We start from the raw sequence: 1,029 nt of genomic DNA, 5'->3' as shown, positions 1-1,029 counted from the left end.
ATTGCCAATGCACTGATTGAACAGTATCAGATAAGCGTTAAGATTAGAAACTTTTCACAGATAATCAATGAACTGCAAAAAGGCGGATTTGACCTTGATAAAAACGCATATATCGAATCCCTTGTAAACACTTCCGTTCTCATATTAGATGATTTAGGAATTGAAAGAGATACAAGCTATGCAAAAGAGCAGGTATATAACATTGTGAATAACAGGTACTTAAAGCATAAGCCAACAATCTTTACCACAAATCTTTCATACAGCCAAATTGAAAACTGTACGGAGAGTGTGGAATACCAAAGAATTTACTCAAGAATTATTGAGATGTGTATTCCTGTGATGGTGCTTGGAGAAGATTACAGAAAAGTTATTCAGGAAGAAAAATTAAAGAGGAATAAAGAAAGATTACTGACTGGAGGTGAGAGAACTTGATCAATGAAGAAATTGCAAGAAAAACGCTGAATATGGAAGTGAAAGCCGGAAAAGTAACAGCAAAACTTCTTTTGACTTTACTCAAGAAACTGATGAAAGAGGCTGAGAAACTCGGAGGACTGGAAAAGCTCGTTAGTAGCAAAGGAAATGAAGTGAAGCTCAAAGATATGGTTAAAAAGGGACAGCTTGAAGAAATTCCGGTAGAAGAAGCAGAGCTTAAAGAACTTAAAAAGGAACTGAATCGGTATGGGGTAAAGTTTTCTGTGATGAAAGATAAAGAAAGCGGAAAATACTCTGTATTCTTTCAGGCAAAAGATATGAAAGTAATGGATAAAGCCTTCAAATAAGCTCTTGCAGAATCAGAAAAGAAAACGGAAAGGAAAGAGTCCATTCACAAGAATATTGAGAAGTTCAAGGAGATGGCAAAGAACACTGTTTCTAAAGATAAAGTCAAGAATAAACAAAAGGAGCAGAGCCTATGATAGATAAGATACTAAAAGACATCAAAGGCTTATTTAAGGTGCAGGATAAGGCAAAGTTTCTAAAGCAGAATATTCCCTATCTTGCATTTTTCTATGTTGGCAATATCTTTTCTCA

At 35.1% G+C, this 1,029-nt stretch carries 1 protein-coding gene and 1 pseudogene; both read left to right on the top strand.

The features are described 5' to 3' along the window. The coding region (locus BBG48_RS10780; RefSeq protein WP_158527932.1) for an ATP-binding protein at window positions 1-432 on the top strand (432 nt) is incomplete at its 5' end. Further along, window positions 429-914, top strand: a pseudogene (locus tag BBG48_RS10775) (PcfB family protein). The gene BBG48_RS10780 and the pseudogene BBG48_RS10775, both read left to right, overlap by 4 nt. Window positions 915-1,029: the final 115 nt, after the last annotated feature.

Source organism: Criibacterium bergeronii (genome assembly GCF_001693775.2).
Classification (GTDB): domain Bacteria; phylum Bacillota; class Clostridia; order Peptostreptococcales; family Filifactoraceae; genus Peptoanaerobacter; species Peptoanaerobacter bergeronii.
This window is presented reverse-complemented; position numbering and strand designations above follow the sequence as displayed.